The following is a 19,082-nucleotide window of genomic DNA, read 5'->3' on the forward strand; positions in this document are numbered from 1 at the left end:
GGTCAGCTGCCGGCGCCCCGGCGGCGTTGTCAGATGGCGGGAACGACAGGACGGTCGAGCAGGGTGCGGTCGCCGTCGACGCCCTGATCCAGCGCGGCCGCGACATCCTCGTGCGGGGCGCCGGGTCGGACGGCACTGACGTCGTCCAGACGCCGGTAGTGCTGGTCGCTGAGGTCGAGGTCGAGAGACTTCAGGTATTCCTCCAACTGGGTCGGGGTGCGCGGGCCGACGATCGGGATCATGGCCGTGGACGCCAGTGCCGCCCGGCGACGCAGCCAGGCCAGGGAGACCTGGGCCGCGCTCACACCGAGTTCCTCGGCGATCGCGAGTACGGCGTCGACGACGGCGGTGCGCTGCGCGGTGCCCTCGACCGCGTCGCCCCGGGCGGTCAGCCGGCCCGGTGCGCCCTGCCGGTACTTGCCGGTCAGCAGCCCGCCGGCCAGCGGGGAGTAGAGGACCGCGCCCAGGCCGTGGGCCTGCGCCATCGGCAGCAGTTCCCGGTCGGCGGATCGCTCGGCCAGGCTGTATTCGGTCTGTATGCCGACCAGGGGAGCCAGGCCGCGCAGCTCGGCGTGGACCGCGGCACCGGCGACCCGCCAGGCGGGGAAGTTGGACAACGCGCCGTGCAGGATCTTGCCGGAGCGGATCAGGTCGTCGAACCCGGCCAGGATCTCCTCGATCGGCGTGACACCGTCGGGGAAGTGCGGCATGAAGATGTCGACGTAGTCGGTGTTCAGGCGGCGCAGACTCGCCTCGAGAGACCGGACCATGATCTTGCGGCTATTGCCGGTCGTGCCGGGGCGCGGCTGGGCCTGCCGGCTCCCGCTGTACTTGGTGATGATCACAAAGTCGTCCCGTTGACGCCCGAGGAGCCCGCCCAGCACGGTCTCGGCCTCCCCGTCCCGGTAGAGGTTCGAGGTGTCGAACGTGGTGCCGCCGGCCTCGACGAAGGCCTCGAAGATCTGTCGTGAAGCCTCCGGGCCGGCGCCGGCGTCCGAGGTGCTGAAGTTCGCCGTCCCGAGCGCGTACTGCGACACACGCAGTCCGGTCAGACGGCCGAAGGTCTGGTAGCGCATGGCGGGCTCCTGAGTTGCGGTGCGAGGAGGTACGCTCTCGACAGTAGCAAGAAAAACGAGGGGTCACTCTTTATGCCCAGGGTCAGTCAAGCCCATCTCGACTCTCGCCGCCAGCAGATCGTGGCTGCCGCCCGCGCCCGGTTCGCCAGCCACGGCTTCGCCCACACGTCGATGGCCGACATCGTCGCCGAGTCCGGGCTCTCCAACGGAGCCATCTACCGGTACTTCACGAGCAAGGACGAGATCGTCGTCGCGGTCTGCGAACAGGGGACCGACGCGCTGCCGAGGGCGCTCACCGCCGAGGCGGTGGGGGGTTTCCTCGAGTACGTGCGTACCCAGGCCCGGGACACCCACCACGCCCGGCTGGTTGCCCAGATCTACGCCGAGGCGGCGGTGTCGCCGCTGCTGGCGGCCGTTGTGCAACGGCAGCTCTCGGCCATGCGGGCCGCGGTCGCCGAGCTGGTGCCCGACCGTCAGCGCCCGCGAGCCGGACAAATCGCCGAAGCGTTCGTGGCCCTCTGCGTCAGCTATAGCCTGCAACTGGCGGTCCGCGGCGACGTGGACCCGGCACCCTACGCCGCAGCGTTGATGGCGATCATCAACGCCTAGGCGGGCCCGATCGCCGCCGGCCGGCGAGCGCTCGTCCGGGCCTCGGACGACGCCCTCGGACGGCTTCGCCCAGCCCCGGTGATCATGAAGTTGTTGCCTCGACACGCCGATGACGGTGGCAATAACTTCATGATCACCGCGCCGGGAGTCGGACGACGGCCCTCGGAGATGGCTGAGCAAAAAAGAGTGAACCGTCATTTTTGGTGCTAGGGTCGATCAGCGTCCCGTCTTCTGGAGGAGCCATGCCGGTAGCTCACATCGCCGCGATCAACCTGGACTGCCCGGACCCGGCCGACCTGGCCCGCTTCTGGGCCGCCATGCTCGACGGTGAGGTCGCGGTCCAGACGCCGGACTTCTGCGCGGTCAAGGCGGGGCCGCTGCTGCTCGGCGCCGTTCGCGTCGACGACTACCAGCCACCGACCTGGCCCTCGGGCGAGCGGTCGCAGCAGATCCACTTCGACCTGGCCGCCGATGACCCCGACAGCCTCGACGACGCTGAGGCCCGCGCGATCGAACTCGGAGCGGTCAAGGAAGAGCAGCAGTTCGCGCCGGACCGTTATCGCGTCCTGCGCGACCCGGCCGGCCATCCCTTCTGCCTACGCCGCTGACCTGCCGATGCTGGTCGGGCTGACTGCTCACGACCAGCGGGCACACTCGGCGACGAGGCGTGGGTCGGTGCGTACCCAGACCTCGCCCCCGGCGGCCTCGGCTGGGGAGTCGACCCGTTCGAGGCCGAGAAATTCGATCAGCGGCAGCAGGGTGGCGCGTTCGGCCCGGTCGTCGTCGACGTCGTGCCCGTCGAAGAAGACGTAGTGCTGGTCGCTGGGGTCGACGTAGCCCGAGTCGGCCCAGATCCGGCCGACCTCTTCGAGCGCCGCTGTCTCCGTCGTGATCGTGGCGGCGCGGGCGGCACCGCGGGCCTCCGGTGCCGCGTCGAGGTCGGCGAGGTCGGCGAACCACTGGCCGAAGTGGTCGAGGCCGCGACAGCCGTTCTCGAAGAACAGCATCGCGCTCGGGAGGTAGCGGTTGGGCCGATCGACCCGTAGGTGTGCCGACCGGGGCGGGTCCGCCTCCTCGATCCGGGAGATCACCCCCAGGTGGGGCATGAGCACCAAAGTCTGCCGCGCTGGCTCGTCCCTGATCGTGTACGTGGCGGACTCGCGGCCCCGGAAGAACGCGGAGAACGCCACGTAGGCCTCCTGCGGGTCGCTCACCGAGACCTGGCGCGTGGTGCCGTCACCGGCGGTGAAGACGAACTGCTTCGGTCCGGGGCGGTAGGGGCGGCCCATGTACGTCCTTCGTTCAGGGGTGAAAGGCCCGTCAGCGTATCGGGGGTCGGGTTTCCGCGAACGTGAGATCCGGGCATGTATTCCGACACTGCTGGAAGGGGAGAGACAGCGATGTTGGTAACCGGTTATCTCGGCGCGGTGCTCATCGGCGCACTCGTCGGCCTGCTCGGCCGGCTCATCCTGCCGGGGAGGCAGCGCATCGGCATCTTCGCCACGTTCGTCCTCGGCGTCGGCTCGGCGGTGCTGGGCACCGTGGTCGCCCGGGCGCTGCACGTCGACGACGACGCCGGCGTGAAGGCGTGGGTGCTGCGCTGGGACTGGATCGTGCTCGCGATCCAGGTCGGCCTCGCGATCGTCGCCGTGGCGCTGGCGAACATGCTGACCTTCACCCGGCTTGCCGGCGGCGACGAAACCCCTCGTCGGCGGGTCCGTCGCCGAAAGGCCAAGAGCGAGTCATGATCGGCGACCGTGCCTGCTGCCGCGAGCACGGCCCTTGCACGCCAGGTTCATCCAGCGGGCGCGTTGCGCTCCGACGCCGCGACCGGTGGCAGGTGGCGGGCGAGTTCGCTACGCAGGACGCCGGTTCCGGGCCGAACCAGACCGACGTGGACCGTGTAGACCGGCTGATCGGCACGGATCCGTGGACGAAGCGTCGTGGCGGGCGGTGCGTCCGCTCCCGGGCGCAGGGTCACCTGGAGGACGGCGAATGGGCCCGGACGGCGAATCGTCGCCGACTGGATCGTCTCCCACGGCAGGAGGACCGATCGCCCCTTCTCGACGAGGCCCAGTGCCGAGCCGGTGACGTCGACCGATGACCAGGACTTCCGGTGAAACAGAACCGTGAAAGCGCCGAAGCCGACGGCGTAGATGACACCTGTGACAGCGATGTTCGTGTAGTCGGTCGCCATCCGCCCAGCGACGAGTGCCAGCACAGCCTGGACGAGAACCCAGGCCGGTAGGCCCAGCAGCAGCATGAACACGAACATGAGGCGGGCCGACGTGCGGAATGTCGTCCGGTCGTTCTCGTCCATGATGGTCCCTCCGTCGACCGTGCCGTCGACTGTAGGACAGCTCCCGCGGTAGCGCCCGTCCGTCACGGCGCGAAGGGACCACTCGCCCGAGTGGTCCCTTCGCTGGTCGTCGAGGAGTGGCTAGACTTCAGGTTGGCACTTCACCTGCGCTCCGCTGCGGCGGGCGCAGCCTCGGGAGGGTGTTGCAGCACCCTCTCGAGGGGCCGTCCCGTCGGGACGGCGGCTATTCGCAGAAGACCCGCACGGTGGCATCGGGGGAGTCCACCTCCACGGTCACGTCGTCGAGGTGCTCGACGAGCGCCTCCAACTGCTCGGGCTTGAGCTGCGTCAGGTCGATTGGCACCCCCGAGTCGCTGAGCGAGGCGTTGGCCTTGACCAGGGCCTGCGGCGGCACCAGCGCCGCCAGCCGCACGCCGGCCCGCAGCAGTTGCAGCGGCACCCGCACGTTGACCCGCGACGGCTCGCCGTTGTCGGTGGCGTCCACCACCACCCGCAGGTACTTCACCTTCCCCTTGGGCCGGGCGTCGGGGCCCGCCACCGCCGGTGCCTGGTCCCGTTCGAGGGCGGCGATGAGCTGCTCCGCCTCCTCCGCAGTGATCTTGCCGGCGGCAAGCATGTCGAGGATGTCCTTGCGTTGTTCGGTCATGCGAACCTCTCCTATCGGATGGCCACGAGCACGGCCAGGCGGCCCTGCTCGATGTCGAAGCGGGCGCCGGGCAGCGCGGAGACGACGCGCCATCCGGCGCCGAGCGCCCGCATCACCCGGATGCGGAACACGAGGCAGGCCACGATCGCCGCGAGGACGACCAGGAGCAGAACCGGCAGGAGTACGAGCACCACGGGGAGCACCGGAACCCAGAAACGGACGGGTCGGCGGGCGGTGCGATTGACCCGGACGGTCACCAGCTGGGGCATCATGAGCGGCCGTCCAGCTCGGCCAACGCCTGCTGCGCCGTGATCTCACCGCGGCGCAACCGGTCGATGATGTCGGCCCGGGACGGGGCGGGATCGGTCTCGACGAAGTCGAGCATCTGCGTGATCCGGTTGAGCCGCGACTTGATCGTCGGATAGCTCACCCCGAAGATGCGTTCCATCTCCTTGATCGAACCGTGGCAGCGCACGAACGCCGTGACGAAGACCTGGTCCTCGACGTTGAGCTGGGCCAGTTGCGGTAGCTCGAACGCGCCCTCGATCGCGACGCCGTTGCTCGCCAGGCGCACGCGCTCGACGACGAACGGCTGACCTCGCGTCAGGCTGGTCAGTTCCTGCCAGTCCATCGCCTGCTCTGTCATACTTAAAGTTATATCTTAAGAATCCTGAACTTCCAAGAGTCAAACCTTAATTTTCTTGAGTACGAGGGCACTCCGGCCGGTCTGGCTACGACCACCGCGCGCGTTCGGCGGCTGGTCAGTCGGGGTCGGCGCAGAGTTGGGTGGTCAGGGCGGTGCGGGCCCACTCTTCCCACGCCTCCGGTGACCACTCGCGGTCGCGGACGAAGACCAGGTAGAGCTGCGGGCTGAGCAGGCCGAACAGCAGATCGGCCGCCATGTCGACGGAGAGGCCGGTGCGGGCGTCGGGCTTGCCCATGAGGGCTTCGGCCGCTGCGTACTGCACCGTGTAACGCGGATCGGGGCCATCCGTCCACTGTGCGGCGATCTCCGGGTCGGTGGCTGCGGCAGCCGCGATGAGCGGCATGATCGGGGCGACCCGGCCCAGGATCTCGCCGGTGCCGTGCACGTGTGCGCGTAACTGCCCGGCTGCGGTGGGCTCGGCGCACGCGGCGCGAAACCACTCACGGTCCATGGTGGCGACCGGCTCGGTGTCCCCGGCGATGGACGTGTCGACGACGTCCTTGAACAGGGTGCGCTTGTTACGGAAGACGAAGTAGACCGTCTGGACGGCCACCCCCGCGCGATCCGCCACCTCCTGCAGGCTCGTCGCCCCGTACCCCTGCGCGACGAACAGCTCGCGAGCCGCGTCGATGACCTTCTGGCGGGTGCGGTGCGAGCGCTCGGCTCGCTTGTCCGGCCTCTTGACCGTGCTCATGATGCGAGCCTATCTTCAGAGTATGTCACTAGAGTTTAACTCTAAGTTCTTGGAGGAGACGATGACGCAGCCCAACGCCGCCCAGGGGTCGGCCCCCGCCCCGGCCTCCCCGCAGCGGGACCAGGAGGAGGAAGCGGTTCACCGCGCACTGGAGAGCTACTACCGCGCCGGCACGCCGCCATGGGACACCGGCGTGACACCGCCCGAGTTGGTCGACCTGGTGGAGGGGCGCAACGCGCTGCCGCCCGGGCGGGCCCTCGAACTCGGCTGCGGCACGGGGACCAACGCCGTCTACCTCGCGCGGCACGACTGGGAGGTGGCCGCCGTGGATCTGATCGACACCGCCGTCGACCTGGCCAGGGAGAAGGTCGCGGCGGCGGGAGTGGCGGTACGGGTGCGGCACGGAGACGCCACCCGCCTCGACGAGCTGGACGTGCCGGGCCCCTTCGACCTGTTCTTCGACCTGAGCTGCTTTTGCGGAATTCCACTGCATCGCCGCGACGCCTACGCTGCCGGGCTCACCCACCGCGCCGCTCCGGGGGCACTGTTGCTGATGTTCGGGTACGGCCCCGAGCCACTCGACAATCCGACCACCGAGATCGCGTCATGGGCGGCCGGCGTCACGGCGGACGAAGTCCGCGCCAGGTTCCCCGGCTGGGCACTTGTCGACGTCACACCGGGCACCAACGCGGTGCCGACCTTCTGGTTCACACTGCGCCGCGACGCCTAGCGACCTCCGATCGCGCGGAGCCGCCGTGCGCGGTGTTCCTCCTTCCCGGGCTTGCTGGCACGCCGCGGGCGGCGGCGTAGACCCGGACGGTCGGGCGGGAGTTGAAGTACTGCGTCCACCAGCGACCGGGCGTGACGCCGTCGGGGGCGTCGACCCCGGAAGGATCCGGCCCGACGTACGTTCGGGAGTACGCGCCGAAGCCGGAGGTCTGGCCGGCAGGTCGGTGCTCAGCTCGTGGCCCTCCGGTCGAGGAGGAACAGCGCCGTGGCGTCGATGACGTCGTCGAAGTGCCCGCCGTCGCGGGGGTAGTGGAATCCGTGCTCGGCGTCCTCGTACTCGAGGAGGGCGCACTCGTTGCCGGCGCGCGCCATCGCGTCGCGGAAGCGCCGCGCGCAGTCGATCGGCTCGACCTCGTCGCGGGTGCCGTGGTGGATCTGCGTCGGCGGACTGCCCGGCCGGACCCGCTCGGTCAGCGAATACTCGATCAGTCTGCCCGCATCGAGGCCAACCTGCCGTTCCAGGCGGCGCTGCGCGTCCGGCGTGTGGACGCCCAGGTCGAGTCCCGCCGGGTTGAGGGCCACCACGGCCGCGACGCCGGGCTCCGGTGCCGCGCGGGACGGCGTCAGGGCCGCCAGCATCGCCAGGTGTGCGCCGGCCGAGCTGCCACCCGAGGCCAGCTGCGACGCTGCGAGCCCGCGCGACGCCGCCAACCGCCCGAACCGCGCGACCGCGCGCCGCACGTCGGCGAGGCAGTCGTCGATGCTTGTCGCGCCGTGACCGAGCAGCCGGTACGCGGCCGACACCGCGAGGATTCCCCGCGACGCCAGTGTCCGGCAGTGCGGCGCGAGCCCGTCGGGTGATCCGCCGCGCAGCGCGCCGCCATGGAACAGGACGACGCCAGCGCGCGGCGGTACGTCGTCGCCCGGCTCGAAGACCAACAGGGGCAGCTCAGTGCCGTCGGCGGCCCGGTACGAGGTCGAGGACGTACGACAGGTCCCCGGCATGACGGCATCCGATCATCGACCGCGTGCCCTAGGCGTCCGCGATGGCCTTCAGCGCCGTGTCGAGTGCCTGGTCGGCCGGAACGGGTACGTCGGGGACCACTCCGACGCCCTCCCAGTTGCTCCCGGTGACGCTGTTGATGGTCCGGGCGGTCGGAACGGTCACCAGGATGTGTTCGGTGACCGCGTGGCGGGCCGTCGGATGGGCCCCGCCCCGTGTCGTCTCACCGACGACGACGGCACGACCGTGTGCCTGGAGGGTGTACGCGACGTCCTCGCCCCCGGAGAACGTCGTCGCGCTGGTGAGCACGAAGACCGGGCGGTCCACGTAGCGCGGCGCGGGAAGGTGCGCGGCGGTCCAGAACTGGCGGGTGGCGCCGGTGGAACGCTCGTAGAAGTCGTTGAGGTGCACCTGGTCGTCGCGGAAGAAGTAGCTGCACCACATCGCGGCTCCCTCCGGCGCTCCGCCGGAGCACGCGCGCAGGTCCAGGATGAGCGCCGAGCTGAGCGCGACCAGTTGCATGGCGGCGCCGATCACGCTGGCCCCCTCGTCGGCGTACGCGATGCGCCGCACGTCGATGAGCCCGACCTTGCCGTCCACCTGCTCGACCCGGCGGATGCCCTGGTTCTCCGTCCGGAGCAGCGCGAGGAACGCCGCCTTGCCCCCGTCCTCGTCCGCTGGATCCAGCGACTGTGGCTGGTCCGACCACAGCAGCCGCAGATGCCTGTCCGGGCACGCCTGCTGAAGGTGGGCGGTCACCGTCTCGCAGAGCACCGGCCCGTCCAGGTCGTCGTACTCACCCGCTGCGAGACGACGCCGGATCGTGGCGTCGATGTCCGGGACCTTCGCCGGAAAGACGTACCCGGCCTCGATCCGGTCCAGGGCCCGTCCGATGATCTCTTCGTTTGACAGCACGGCGGGTCACGATAGACCGGACGAAGCCCCAGGGCCATCGAATATCGCGAGGCTCGGCACCGGAACGGCCGGGATGGGTCGGAGTCAGGCGCGCGGCAGGACGCCCACGAGCTGCGTGATGATCGCGATGCGCAGGGCTGTCTGCGGGTCGATGTGGTAGACCGCGAGCGTCGGCTCGGACTCGTAGACGGCGAGCAGGCTCGGCGGTGGCGTGCTGTAGGCGGAGAACGCGCCGGCCACGATGAGGACCTGAAGACAGAACAGGTCGGCGCGGTCGCCGACCTCGGGCAAATGCCGGCGGATGAGGTCGGCCATCGCCGTGAGGTTGGCCAGCGACGCTCGCTTGTGCCGGCGGGCCGCCTCGACCGAGACGTTGTGTTCGAGCACCCCGCCCTGCGCGCCGAAGAGATCACAGAGCACCGTCTCGGTGGCCAGCGACCGGCTGAGCACGTCGGCCACCTGCTCGGCCCGCTCCGACGCGGATGGTTTCGGCTCGACGCCCCGGGCCAACTCCTGGTCCAGCTTGGCCAGCCAGGTGGTCGTCCGGTCGTCGAGGAGGTCGAGCAGCACCGCCTCGCGGGATTCGAAATAGCGCAGCACCGCCGTCTTGGCCAGGCCGACCCGCCGGCTCAGCTCGTTGAGGGTCACGTCGGCCACCGGCATCTCGTCGAGCATCGCCGAGGTCGTCTCCAGGATCGCCTGGCGACGGACAGCGCGCTGCTCCTCGCTGCGCGCCCGCTGGAACGTCATGCGCCAACCCTAACTTAGGTACCGCCGGTCTCTTGACAGCGTACCGGCGGTACATTAACGTTTCGAGCATAACTTACCGGCGGTACCTTAGGAGCCCGAGATGAACTGGACCGAGCAGCAGATTCCGCGCCAGGACGGCCGGGTGGCCGTGGTCACCGGCGCCAACACCGGCCTGGGCTTCGAGACCGCCCGGCTCCTCGCCGAACGTGGGGCTTCGGTCGTGCTGGCCGTACGCGACACCGAGAAGGGCAAGCGCGCCGCCGCCCGGATGAACGGCGACGTCTCCGTACAGGAACTGGATCTGACCTCGCTGGAGTCGGTGCGCGCCGCCGCGGCCGGGCTGCGCGCCACCCACCCGCGGATCGACCTGCTCATCAACAACGCCGGCGTCATGTACACGCCGAAGCAGACCACCCGCGACGGCTTCGAGATGCAGTTCGGCACCAACCACCTGGGTCACTTCGCGTTCACCGGCCTGCTGCTCGACCTGCTACTGCCGGTGCCCGGCTCCCGGGTGGTCACGGTCAGCAGCGTCGGCCACCGGATCCGTGCCGCGATCCACTTCGACGACCTGCAGTGGGAACGGTCGTACGGCCGGGTCGCCGCGTACGGTCAGTCGAAGCTCGCCAACCTGATGTTCACCTACGAGTTGCAGCGCCGGCTCGCCCCACACGGCACCACCGTCGCGGTGGCCGCACACCCCGGTGTCTCCGACACCGAACTGGTCCGCAACTCCCCGGCGCTCGTCCGCGCGCCGATCACCCTGCTCGCCCCGGTGGTCACCCAGCCCGCTGCGGCAGGCGCGCTGCCCACCGTGCGCGCCGCGACCGACCCGTCCGTCCTCGGCGGGCAGTACTACGGCCCCGACGGCCTGGGCGAGACGCGCGGCCACCCGAAGCTGGTCACGTCCAGCCCCGAGTCCTACGACCTGACCGTGCAGCAGCGCCTGTGGGCCGTCTCGGAAGACCTCACCGGCGTGCGGTTCCCGGTTGGCCAGGCGGCCGCCGCGGCGTGACCGCGCCCACCAGGCAGGTGATCCGGTAGCGGCGGCGCCGCTACCGGACACCGTCGGCTACGGGTGGCGGCCCGGTTGTTTGAGTCCGCCACCAGCCCCGCCACCGTGCTGGAGGTCAGCGGGTCCCGCCGCTCAGCCCACGGCCGACCTGCCAGGAAGCGGCGGGCCAGGCCGTGACGAAGCCGGCGATCAGCCCGATCTGGCCGGCGAACCAGAACGTGGGGCTGTCGAGCCGCAGGGGTGACTCCGGGAAGACCATGTGGTGCGCCAGCGTCAGCCACACGAACAGCGCCGCCTCGAACGCGGTGATGGTCACCAGTTCCACCTTCACGACGGTCGCCAGCGCACGCCAGACCTCCGCGAGGCTGCGACGAGGGCCCTCGAAGAGCCGGAAGAGGACGGCGATCGTCACCGCCGCCAGATAGTCGCCCGCGTAGCCGATCCACAGCGCGCCCCGGGAGAGATCGAATCCGTACAGGGCGACCTCGGCGACGACGAAGCCGAGGGCGCAGTGCGCGCCACAACGGGACACCTGGGTCACGATGATGCCCCGGTGGGGTCGATCCGTCCGCGGCGACGGTGTGAGCGCCTCGGGCCGGCCCCAGTTCCAGTAGAGGCGGACGGCTGCCGGACCGACGTAGAGGACGGTCACCAGCCAGACGATCTCCATGACCCTGACCGGCTGACGGTGCCCGTAGAGGTACGTGTCGACGAGGACGACCGCGAAGCTGACGACACCGACCGCGAGTGAGACCCAGGAGAGCGTCGGGAGCCAGGTCGGCTGCATCCTCGCCCCCCTTTTCCACCCGACGCCCCGGCGCTTGGCGCGGCCGAACGTGGAGGGGGGTCAACTGATTGCCGACGGCAGCTCACAGTCTCCCAGCTCGCAGCCGCCCGCATCGGTGGATTGGGGCGTTCGTCGTGCGGGCCGCGCCCCCGGGCACGGGGACCCAGCTCCCTCTGCGCGGGGATCCGCCAGGCACGCCGGCAGCGCAGCGTGGGACCGGAGGAAACCCCCGCATCGATACGGAGTGACGATCGTGAACCAGAGCGCCGAAGCATCGAAGCTGCCGCCGTGGGCGCGCCGAGCCGGTCACGTGGCGTGGATCGCGCCCGTTCTGGGCTTCATCCCGCTGCACGTTCCCTGGATCCTCGGCATCCCGCTGTTCGCACACGCCGAACCGTTCGAGGAGTGGTACCACGGTCGCGGGCCCGGCGTCGGGGACCACCCCGTCGACGGGTTCCTGGGCCTGCCGGCCGGCGCGTTCTACCTGGGCCTGCTGTGCGTCCTCGCCGGGCTCGGGGGAGTGCTGGCGCTCGGCCTGATCAGCGACTGGGGGCGGACGTTTCCCCGGTGGGTGCCGTGGCTTCGCGGCCACCGGGTGCCGCCGTGGGTGCCGCTCACGCCGACGGTGCTGGGGTCCGCCCTGATGATCGGCTATGCGGCGACCCTGCCCTGGCAGTTCGCCACTGACCTCTCCGAATCCAGCGCGCAGGACATCTTCACCCCGACGGGTGTCCTGATCGGCCTTCCGCTGCTCCTGGCCTGGGCGATCGCGTTGCCGTTGGCCGGGTGGTCCTACTACCGGCGGACGCGGGCGCCGCGCTGACGGTGCGGGCCGCTAGCTGGCGAAGTCGACGGCGGCGAGCGTGGCGGAGCGGTGCGTGGCGAGGCGTTCGGCCTGCGCGGTGATGGCGTCGCGCGTGCCGGCGGACAGTTTGCGCCAGGGCTGGACCGCCACCGTGAACGACCTGCCGGACTTGCGGGGCCGCCAGGTGCCGACGATCTCGCCGTCGACCAGCACCGCGCCCGGGCGGCCCAGCACCGGCCACAACTCCTTCGCGTGGGCGGCGTCGGGCGCGAGTGTCGTCCGGTCCTTCGCCTGTAGGAACAGGTCGAACGGGCCGAGCAGGCGGGTCACGCTCACCTCGGCCGACGTCAGCGCCGCCTCGTCGGCGGCCAGCAGCGAGCGCGATTCGCCGTCGACCGTCACGTCGACCACGTCGTCGGGCCAGCGTGCCTTCACATCCTTGACCGGCGCGTCGAGATAGTCGGCGACCTGCTTCGCAGTAGCGGGGCCGAGCAGCCGAAGGTACGCGCGGACGATGTCGAACCGGTCGCCCGGTGCGGACGCCCGGCGGAAGCCGGTGATGCGCCGCAGGACCGGAGGTGAGGTGTCGAGCTGCAACTCCAGACCGGCCCGCGCGGCGGCCAGCCGGAAGGGCATCTCGTACAGGTGGGTGGCGTCGCACGGCCGGCAGAACCGCAGGTACGGCTCGGGCAGCATGGTCGCCAGGCGGCCGGAGACGTCGCCCTTGACCGTTGGCGCGGTGACGATCGCCCGCATGCTGGCGGCCACCTCGTCGAGGGCGGCGAGGTTGCCGATGCCGGCGGCCCTCAACGGCTTCGAGGCGTCGTAGATGCGCTTGCCCGCGTCGGCGTCGGAGAACGGCTCGACCGCGGCCACCACCTGCCCGACGTCGGCCCGGCGATAGAGGTGCGGAGCACCCCGTACGGTCCACAACAGGACCACGTCGGCGTCGGACAGCGCGGTCACGTCGACGCCACGCACCGCCAGGGCCCAGCGGGCGCCGTCCGGCCCGGTGTTCTGCACGCCGATGTCCAGGACGGCGGTGTCGGCCAGCGAGCCCTCGTCCCGGTCCAGCTGCTGCGCCCGCACGCGGTAGGCCATCACCTGACGCCGGTCAACCATGAACGCACCCTAGCCGCGAGCGGTCGGTCAGCGGCGACCATCGGGCGGTCGAGGCGGAGAAACTAGAGTTGGTGGGGTGCGGATCCGGATCGAGGGCAGTGACCTGCCGGGCCGGCGCGCGGGCGCGGAGGCCGACGCGCTGCGGCTCGGCAACGTACACGTCGGCATCCAGCGCAGAACCGAGGTGATCGATCGCGTACGGGTCGACGCGGCACGGGTGGTCTGGAACGTAGCGGTGTCCAGCCGGGAGATCGACGGGGTGCTGGACGTCGGCGGGCCGTTCGTGCATGGACGACCCGGAGGGCGTTTTCTCTACCTGAGCTGGGGCGCGGTGATCGATGACGGGTTCGTGATGTTCCGGCGAGCCAAGCTGATGTTCACCGACATCCCGACCACCCTGCTGCGCGCCGCGCACGAGAGCGGGGGGTTGCTGGTGAGCAGACTGGGGCTGACGGACGCGGCCGGCGGGCCGGTCTGCGCTCGGGTCCGCCCACCCGCCGTCACCTGGACGCTGGAGTAGCCCCGGCCGCCCGTACCGGACGGGCGACCGGGAAACACGTCGTCAGGCCACCAGGGAGACCCGTCCGTTGTCCAGGTCGTAGCGCGCGCCGACGACCCGCAGCGCGCCCTGACGCACCTTCTCGGCGATGATCGGGCTGCGCGCCGACAGTGCCCGAACCTGGGCGGCGATGTTGGCGCGGACGGCGTTCTCCACCGGGTCGCCGGGCTGGCTCAGCACCGGCTCGACCACCGGGCGGAGGCTGTCGACGATGGTGCCGATGTGTCCGGGAGCGGTGCCGCCGGTGTGGATGGCGTCGATGGTGGCCGTGATCGCGCCGCAGCGTTCGTGCCCGAGGACGACGATCAGCAGGCTGCCGAACTCCTCCACGGCGAACTCGACGCTGCCCAGCAGCAGGTCGTCGACGATGTTGCCGGCCACCCGGTTGTCGAACAGGTCACCGAGCCCCTGGTCGAACAGCACCTCGGGCGCGACCCGGGAGTCGGCGCAGCCGACCGTGATGGTGAACGGGTGCTGGCCGGCGGCGAGGCGGTGCAGGTCGTCGATGCCCTGGTGCGGGTGCCGACCGTGTCCGCTGGTGAATCGGTGGTTGCCGGCGAGCAGCCGACGCAGCGCCTCGGCCGGCGTGGCAACGGTGTCGTCGGCCGGCGGCGCGGCGGCGGCGCTCGCCCCGGACGGACCGGCGACGGCCGCGCCGAGCGCGACGGCCGTCGCGCCGCCGGCGGCCAGCAGGGAACGGCGAGACAGAGGGGTACGAGGCACAGTGATCTCCCGAGGGTGAGGCGGTTGCCTTCTTCCTACCAGGCGATCATCCACAGTGGTGCGCCGATTCCCCGCCGACGCCCGGCCACCCGGTCGCGCGCGGCGGCCGGGGGACCGGGGTCGGTGTGTGTCAGCGGTGCTCGCTGTCCAGGGCGGCGACCTCGCGTACGGCCTGGGCGGCGGCCGCGAAGTCCTTCTTCAGGATCGCGCCGTGGTTGCTGGCGACCTTCGCGTGGATTCGGATGTTCGGGTTGCGCGCGGTCACCGCGTCGAGGCTGGCGCGGATGCGTTCCTGCTCGTCTCCCTTGCTGCCGAGGGACGTTCCCGAGGCGACCACGTACCGCACCGGAACGGTGATGCCGTCCAGCACCGGACCCAGTTCGCGTTCCCGGGAGAGCCGGCCCAGCTCGATGTTGCTCTCCGCCTGCTGGGCGGCGCTCATGCGCGGGGTCAGGCCGGTCGGCCGCAGCAGCGGCGTGAACCAGCCCATCCGCCGGAACAGCTTACGGATCCGCTGCTCCATGGCGTCGTCGAGCCAGTCGTGCGGGAACGCTCCGTCGACCAGCACCGCGCCGATCGTGCGGTCCGGGTTGCGGTGGGCCCAGTGGGCGCCGACGACGGCCCCGTACGACCAGCCGACGACCACCGCCCGCTGGACGCCCCGGGCGGCGAGAACGGCGTCGACGTCCCGGACGGCCGCGGCGAAGGAGTAGTCCGCCGAGCGTCCCGACTTTCTGCCGCGGGCCCGCTCGTCGTAGGTGATGTGCCGCCATCGGGTGCCCAGGTCGGTGATGACGTTCCGCCAGTACCCCTGGGTGGCGAACTGGCCGTTGAGGAAGACCACCGGGACGCCCGTGCCGCCGGTGTCGGTGACGGCCAGGGCGGTGTCGTCGACCGGCACCATGCCGGTCCACGGCGAAGGGGTCGAGGAGGGGGTGTTCGTCGTCATTGTCGTACTCCTTTAAGGGGTTGGGTTGTCAGAGGCTGCGGGCGGTGATGTCGCCCGACGAGGTGGTGGCGTGGATGTCGAGGTCGGCGCTGCCGTGGTTGACCAGGGCGTTGCTGATGCGCCCGTGGCCGGTGCCGGCGTCCAGGGCGGCCGAGACGCCGCTGGCGGCGGCGACCGAGATGTCGCCGGACTGGGTACGCAGCACGAGCCGGCCTCGCGTTGCCTGCGCGACGCGGATGTCGCCCCGCGTGGTGCTGATCTCGGCGGGTCCGTTGAGCCGACCGACCTCGACGGTGCCGTCGACGGCGGTGAGGCGCATGCTGGCCGCCTCGTCGACCTTGATGTGGCGGTACGCGCCGTCCACGGTGACGTCACCGAGGCGTCCGACGCCGCGCAGCTCGGCGCTGGCGGCCCGGACCTCGACGCGGGAGTCGGCGGGCAGTTGGATGGTGACCTCCACCGAGCCGGTGGGGCCCAGGAGCTGGTTGTCGGGGGACGCGGTCGTGACCCGCAGGACGCCGTCGGCGTACGCGATGGTGGTCTGCTCGGCGGCCCGGGTGTCGCGGCCGCGGCCGGCGTCGGCGGGCCGGACCTCGACGGTGGTGTCCGCGCGGTCGGCGGCGATGAGTTGGACGCGCCCGGCGGGGATGTCCAGGACGGCGGCGATGGGGGCGGGGGTGGCGAAGCTCTGCACGGCGTTCTCCGATGCTCTCTCCGGTGTTTCTGACATTGGAAACGCTACGTTGCTTTCCAGTTTGCGGCAACAGCCATGTTGCGTAGATAGGCAGTAACAGCAGCTAAGAGCGTTGTAAACGTTGCAACCGATCTGTCGCTAAAGCAACGCCCGGCGTTGCCGCCATTGCAATCAACTGGTGGTGAACGCTATGGTGGCAATGCCGTTGAGGACGACCACCGAGGAGATCACCGTGCCGGGAGGCAGACTCACCCAGCAGGACCGTCAGCAGATCGCGTCCGGGCTGGCCGACAGCCTCCCGTACGCCGAGATCGCCCGACGCCTCGACCGTCCGACCTCGACCGTCACCCGCGAGGTGCTGCGCAACGGCGGCCCGAACGCCTACCGGGCCGACCTCGCCCACCGCGCCACCGAACGCCGCGCCCGCCGCCGCGTGCCGTCCGCCACCCGGACCGCCGAGGCGATCCCGCAGCCGCACGGCCGCGATGCCGAGGCCGTCGCCGGGTACGAGGAGGTGTTCACCACCGTCCTCATGGCGACGGGTCTGAACAAGATGGGGGCCCGGGTACTGACCTGCCTGTTCACCACCGACACAGGCAGCCTCACCGCGGCGGAGCTGGCCCAGCGTCTGCACGTCAGCCCGGCGTCCATCTCCAAGGCCATCAGCTTCCTGGAGAGTCAGAGTCTCGTACGCCGCGAGCGCGACGAGCGCCGCCGCGACCGCTACGTCATCGACACCGAACTCTTCTACCAGGCGACGATGGCCAGCGCCCGCGCCAACGACCAACTCATCGCGACAGCACGTGAGGGCGTCGCCGTCCTCGGCCCCGGCACCCCGGCCGCCGCCCGCCTGGAGAACATCGCCCGCTTCCTCGACTTCATCAGCGAGAGCATCACGCGCGCCGCCGAACAGGCCCGTGCCGTCCTGCACACGCGCTAGTTCCGGTCCGGGCGGTGCCGGGCGTACGCGTCGACGCGCCCCCAGCGTCCGGGAATGTCCAGCAGCGCGATCCGGTCGAAGGCGGACGGCAGCGCGGGATTCACGGCCAGGTGTTCCTCGTGCGGGTCGAGGCCGAGCATAGTGCGCAGCAGCAGCATCGGCGCACCGCTGGACCACGCCTGCGGGCTGCCGGCGGTGGGATACCGGACCGGGTACCGGGTGGTGCTGCGGTCGAAGCCTCCGAACGCCTCGGGCAGCCGCCCCTGGAAGTAGGTCGCGGCCGACAGGATGCCCTCGGCGATGCGGCCCGCCTCGCTCAGGAACCCGTAACGACGCAGGCCCCACGCGATGAACGAGTTGTCGAACGGCCAGACGGTGCCGTTGTGGTAGCCGAGCGGGTTGTAGCGGCTCTGCCCGGAGGCGAAGGTCCGCACGCCCCAGCCGGAGAAGAGCGCCGGACCCATCAGGTGCTCGACGACCCGCGCGGCCCGGTCGGGGGCCACGATGCCACTCCACAGCAGGTGGCCGATGTTCGAGGAGAGGCTGTCCACGGGAGTGCCGTCGTGGTCGAGCGCGAGGGCGTAGTAGCCGCGGTCCTCGAGCCAGAAGTCCCGGTTGAAGCGTTCGTACAGCGCCGCCGCCTCGCGCTCCAGGCGCTCGGCGTACTCGCGGTCGCCCCAGAACGTACGCGCGAGTCGAGCCCCGCGAAGCTTGGCGTCGTAGGCGTACCCCTGGACCTCACACGTCGCCCGCGGGAACCCGGGCAACCGGCCGTCGGCGTAGGAGATGCTGTCCCAGGAGTCCTTCCAGCACTGGTTGTCCAGGCCGGTGGCCCGGTTGCGCCGCTGGTACCAGACGTAGCCGGTCGACGTCAGGTCCGCGTACTCGTCGATCCAGGTCAGGGCCGCGCGCGCCTCCTGCTCCAACTCCATCACCAACGCGGTGTCGCCGCTCCACCTCTCGTACTCGTCGAGCAGCACCACGAACAGGGGCGACGCGTCGACGGTGCCGTAGTAGGGGGAGTGCGGCTGCTCCTCGAACGCGGCCGACTCCCCGTAGCGCAGCTCGTGCAGGATCCGTCCGGGATCCTCCTCCAGCACGTCGTCGGTCCGGGCGCCCTGGAGCGAGGCGAGGATCCGCAGTGTCGGCGGGGCCAGCGACGGCGTGACGGGCAGGGTCTGTAGGCAGGTCAGCAGGCTGTCGCGGCCGAACAGGGTCATGAACCAGGGGAGCCCGGCCGCGGGTACGGCAGCTCCACCGAGCGACAGCGGCGCGAAGCGCAGCGCCGCGAGGTCCACCAGGCTGCGATGGTAGACCTGTTGGAGGGTGGCGCTCTCGGTGTCCAACGTCGGCGCCTGCGCCACCCACTCGCGCACGCTGTCCGGCAGTGTCGACTCGTCCGGGCGGAGAGCGCGCAGGGCGGCGCGCAGGTCGACGCCGTCCGGTCGCAGCGCCCGCATGACCACCCGCAACCGGGTGTCCCACTGCTCCCCGGGCGGCAGCCGCACCGCGTACCGCAGACCGCGCGCGTCGATGGTGGCCGACTCGCTCGTCGACACGACGACCTCACGCCGGTACGTCCCGCGTCGATAACCGACCCGCAACTCGTTCGGCTCGACGTCGGTGTAGTAGCTGCCCGCCTTGTCCTGGATGTCGAACTTGATCTCGAAGATGTCGGCGAAGTCGGCCTCGACCTCCAGTCGCACGTCGAGGTCCACCACTCCCTGGCCGTAGTTGAAGATCGTCAGCGTCTCGGTCAGGTCCGGGCCGATGCGTCGCCGCCGGATCGCGGACACGTCCGCCTCCACGTAGTCGACGGCCCCGCCCGGCACCACGAAGAACGTGACCTCGTAGTACTGGCTGTCGTCCACCGACAGGGCGGCCAACCGCTCGCCGTTGACGGTGAGCACCCAGCGGGACAGGTAGCGCGTGTCGTTGGCGAACAGCCCCACCGGCGTTGCGGGCGACGACTCCACGTCTCCACTGGCGTCCGACACGATGAAGGTGTTGCCGTCGATGCACGACACCGTGCCCGGGATG

The 19,082-nt window shown here is 70.7% G+C and carries 24 protein-coding genes; 8 read left to right on the plus strand and 16 right to left on the minus strand.

Annotated elements, in window-relative coordinates:
* Window positions 1-29: 29 nt before the first annotated feature.
* A complete protein-coding gene (locus ACQP0N_RS14890; protein WP_433120870.1) occupies window positions 30-1,076 on the minus strand; it encodes an aldo/keto reductase in 1,047 nt (348 codons plus the stop codon).
* Window positions 1,077-1,148: 72 nt separating this feature from the next.
* Between ACQP0N_RS14890 and ACQP0N_RS14895 the strand changes: the two genes are divergently transcribed.
* Both ACQP0N_RS14895 and ACQP0N_RS14900 read left to right on the plus strand, forming a co-directional pair.
* Entirely contained in the window at window positions 1,149-1,685 is a 537-nt protein-coding gene (locus ACQP0N_RS14895) for a TetR/AcrR family transcriptional regulator (protein WP_433120872.1), read from the plus strand.
* 242 nt (window positions 1,686-1,927) lie between these two features.
* On the plus strand, window positions 1,928-2,293 hold the full coding sequence (locus ACQP0N_RS14900; protein ID WP_433120873.1) for a VOC family protein: 366 nt from the start codon (window positions 1,928-1,930) through the stop codon (window positions 2,291-2,293).
* Between the two features lie 27 nt (window positions 2,294-2,320).
* On the opposite strand, the gene ACQP0N_RS14905 is transcribed toward ACQP0N_RS14900, so the two are convergent.
* Window positions 2,321-2,974 (minus strand): hypothetical protein, encoded by a 654-nt coding sequence (locus tag ACQP0N_RS14905; RefSeq protein WP_433120875.1) that lies wholly within the window; start codon window positions 2,972-2,974, stop codon window positions 2,321-2,323.
* A gap of 111 nt (window positions 2,975-3,085) precedes the next feature.
* Here ACQP0N_RS14905 and ACQP0N_RS14910 point away from each other — a divergent pair, with 111 nt between their 5' ends.
* Window positions 3,086-3,433, plus strand: a complete 348-nt coding sequence (locus ACQP0N_RS14910) for a GlsB/YeaQ/YmgE family stress response membrane protein (RefSeq protein WP_433120877.1) — start codon at window positions 3,086-3,088, stop codon at window positions 3,431-3,433.
* A gap of 47 nt (window positions 3,434-3,480) precedes the next feature.
* On the opposite strand, the gene ACQP0N_RS14915 is transcribed toward ACQP0N_RS14910, so the two are convergent.
* The 5 genes from ACQP0N_RS14915 to ACQP0N_RS14935 form a co-directional block, all read right to left on the minus strand.
* A complete protein-coding gene (locus tag ACQP0N_RS14915; protein WP_433120879.1) occupies window positions 3,481-4,071 on the minus strand; it encodes a hypothetical protein in 591 nt (196 codons plus the stop codon).
* Window positions 4,072-4,228: 157 nt separating this feature from the next.
* The gene (locus ACQP0N_RS14920) at window positions 4,229-4,651 is read right to left on the minus strand and encodes an SHOCT-like domain-containing protein (RefSeq protein ID WP_355052389.1); all 423 of its coding nucleotides are present in this window, start codon (window positions 4,649-4,651) and stop codon (window positions 4,229-4,231) included.
* A gap of 11 nt (window positions 4,652-4,662) precedes the next feature.
* Window positions 4,663-4,923, minus strand: coding sequence for a hypothetical protein (locus ACQP0N_RS14925; protein ID WP_433120881.1), 261 nt, complete (start codon window positions 4,921-4,923; stop codon window positions 4,663-4,665).
* Window positions 4,920-5,297 (minus strand): DUF2089 domain-containing protein, encoded by a 378-nt coding sequence (locus ACQP0N_RS14930; protein WP_357175568.1) that lies wholly within the window; start codon window positions 5,295-5,297, stop codon window positions 4,920-4,922. Before ACQP0N_RS14930 ends, ACQP0N_RS14925 begins: the two co-directional genes overlap by 4 nt.
* Before the next feature lie 115 nt (window positions 5,298-5,412).
* Window positions 5,413-6,051, minus strand: a complete 639-nt coding sequence (locus ACQP0N_RS14935; protein ID WP_433120883.1) for a TetR/AcrR family transcriptional regulator — start codon at window positions 6,049-6,051, stop codon at window positions 5,413-5,415.
* Window positions 6,052-6,112: 61 nt separating this feature from the next.
* Here ACQP0N_RS14935 and ACQP0N_RS14940 point away from each other — a divergent pair, with 61 nt between their 5' ends.
* Window positions 6,113-6,781 carry a class I SAM-dependent methyltransferase gene (locus ACQP0N_RS14940; protein ID WP_433120885.1) on the plus strand — a complete coding sequence of 223 codons (669 nt, stop codon included), beginning with the start codon at window positions 6,113-6,115 and terminating at the stop codon, window positions 6,779-6,781.
* Between the two features lie 227 nt (window positions 6,782-7,008).
* On the opposite strand, the gene ACQP0N_RS14945 is transcribed toward ACQP0N_RS14940, so the two are convergent.
* From ACQP0N_RS14945 to ACQP0N_RS14955, 3 genes are all read right to left on the minus strand, one after another.
* Window positions 7,009-7,785, minus strand: a complete 777-nt coding sequence (locus ACQP0N_RS14945; protein WP_433120887.1) for an alpha/beta hydrolase — start codon at window positions 7,783-7,785, stop codon at window positions 7,009-7,011.
* A gap of 28 nt (window positions 7,786-7,813) precedes the next feature.
* Window positions 7,814-8,698 (minus strand): S41 family peptidase, encoded by an 885-nt coding sequence (locus ACQP0N_RS14950; protein ID WP_433120889.1) that lies wholly within the window; start codon window positions 8,696-8,698, stop codon window positions 7,814-7,816.
* A gap of 84 nt (window positions 8,699-8,782) precedes the next feature.
* Complete coding sequence (locus tag ACQP0N_RS14955; protein WP_433120891.1) at window positions 8,783-9,448, minus strand: TetR family transcriptional regulator; 666 nt, start codon at window positions 9,446-9,448, stop codon at window positions 8,783-8,785.
* A 100-nt stretch (window positions 9,449-9,548) separates the two neighbouring features.
* Here ACQP0N_RS14955 and ACQP0N_RS14960 point away from each other — a divergent pair, with 100 nt between their 5' ends.
* Window positions 9,549-10,463, plus strand: a complete 915-nt coding sequence (locus ACQP0N_RS14960) for an SDR family NAD(P)-dependent oxidoreductase (RefSeq protein ID WP_433120893.1) — start codon at window positions 9,549-9,551, stop codon at window positions 10,461-10,463.
* A gap of 115 nt (window positions 10,464-10,578) precedes the next feature.
* Here ACQP0N_RS14960 and ACQP0N_RS14965 read toward each other — a convergent pair whose 3' ends face one another.
* Window positions 10,579-11,250, minus strand: a complete 672-nt coding sequence (locus ACQP0N_RS14965) for a DUF4396 domain-containing protein (protein ID WP_433120895.1) — start codon at window positions 11,248-11,250, stop codon at window positions 10,579-10,581.
* A gap of 253 nt (window positions 11,251-11,503) precedes the next feature.
* Here ACQP0N_RS14965 and ACQP0N_RS14970 point away from each other — a divergent pair, with 253 nt between their 5' ends.
* Complete coding sequence (locus ACQP0N_RS14970; protein ID WP_433120897.1) at window positions 11,504-12,073, plus strand: hypothetical protein; 570 nt, start codon at window positions 11,504-11,506, stop codon at window positions 12,071-12,073.
* Between the two features lie 12 nt (window positions 12,074-12,085).
* Here the strand turns inward: ACQP0N_RS14970 and ACQP0N_RS14975 are convergent, their stop codons facing one another.
* On the minus strand, window positions 12,086-13,177 hold the full coding sequence (locus tag ACQP0N_RS14975; RefSeq protein WP_433120899.1) for a winged helix DNA-binding domain-containing protein: 1,092 nt from the start codon (window positions 13,175-13,177) through the stop codon (window positions 12,086-12,088).
* Window positions 13,178-13,253: 76 nt separating this feature from the next.
* Between ACQP0N_RS14975 and ACQP0N_RS14980 the strand changes: the two genes are divergently transcribed.
* Window positions 13,254-13,697 carry a DUF5990 family protein gene (locus tag ACQP0N_RS14980; RefSeq protein WP_433120901.1) on the plus strand — a complete coding sequence of 148 codons (444 nt, stop codon included), beginning with the start codon at window positions 13,254-13,256 and terminating at the stop codon, window positions 13,695-13,697.
* Window positions 13,698-13,739: 42 nt separating this feature from the next.
* Here ACQP0N_RS14980 and ACQP0N_RS14985 read toward each other — a convergent pair whose 3' ends face one another.
* The 3 genes from ACQP0N_RS14985 to ACQP0N_RS14995 all read right to left on the minus strand — a co-directional run bounded on the left by ACQP0N_RS14985 (window position 13,740) and on the right by ACQP0N_RS14995 (window position 16,138).
* Window positions 13,740-14,459 carry a carbonic anhydrase gene (locus tag ACQP0N_RS14985; RefSeq protein ID WP_433120903.1) on the minus strand — a complete coding sequence of 240 codons (720 nt, stop codon included), beginning with the start codon at window positions 14,457-14,459 and terminating at the stop codon, window positions 13,740-13,742.
* Between the two features lie 130 nt (window positions 14,460-14,589).
* Window positions 14,590-15,408, minus strand: a complete 819-nt coding sequence (locus tag ACQP0N_RS14990; RefSeq protein WP_433120905.1) for an alpha/beta fold hydrolase — start codon at window positions 15,406-15,408, stop codon at window positions 14,590-14,592.
* 28 nt (window positions 15,409-15,436) lie between these two features.
* Window positions 15,437-16,138, minus strand: coding sequence for a DUF4097 family beta strand repeat-containing protein (locus ACQP0N_RS14995; RefSeq protein WP_433120907.1), 702 nt, complete (start codon window positions 16,136-16,138; stop codon window positions 15,437-15,439).
* Between the two features lie 196 nt (window positions 16,139-16,334).
* On the opposite strand from ACQP0N_RS14995, the gene ACQP0N_RS15000 reads away from it, so the two are divergent.
* Complete coding sequence (locus ACQP0N_RS15000; RefSeq protein WP_433121633.1) at window positions 16,335-17,042, plus strand: helix-turn-helix domain-containing protein; 708 nt, start codon at window positions 16,335-16,337, stop codon at window positions 17,040-17,042.
* Here the strand turns inward: ACQP0N_RS15000 and ACQP0N_RS15005 are convergent.
* Entirely contained in the window at window positions 17,039-19,081 is a 2,043-nt protein-coding gene (locus ACQP0N_RS15005) for an amylo-alpha-1,6-glucosidase (RefSeq protein ID WP_433121635.1), read from the minus strand. The two genes, ACQP0N_RS15000 and ACQP0N_RS15005, sit on opposite strands and share 4 nt — an antisense overlap.
* Between the last annotated feature and the right edge of the window lies 1 nt (window position 19,082).

Source organism: Micromonospora sp. CA-246542, from assembly GCF_050942905.1.
GTDB lineage: Bacteria > Actinomycetota > Actinomycetes > Mycobacteriales > Micromonosporaceae > Micromonospora.